The 242-nt window shown below is 54.1% G+C and carries 1 rRNA gene; it reads right to left on the reverse strand.

Going from position 1 to position 242, the window contains the following annotated elements:
• Positions 1-242: ribosomal RNA gene (locus CBX98_RS26185) — 16S ribosomal RNA — on the reverse strand; the annotation flags it as partial.

Raw genomic sequence — 242 nt, forward strand, 5'->3', positions numbered from 1 at the left:
GGGAACGTATTCACCGTGGCATTCTGATCCACGATTACTAGCGATTCCGACTTCATGGAGTCGAGTTGCAGACTCCAATCCGGACTACGACGCACTTTTTGGGATTCGCTCACTTTCGCAAGTTGGCTGCCCTCTGTATGCGCCATTGTAGCACGTGTGTAGCCCTACTCGTAAGGGCCATGATGACTTGACGTCGTCCCCACCTTCCTCCGGTTTATCACCGGCAGTCTCCCTGGAGTTCC

Origin of the sequence: Vibrio sp. T9 (assembly GCF_003123985.1) — a bacterium.
In the GTDB taxonomy this organism is placed as follows: domain Bacteria; phylum Pseudomonadota; class Gammaproteobacteria; order Enterobacterales; family Vibrionaceae; genus Vibrio; species Vibrio diabolicus.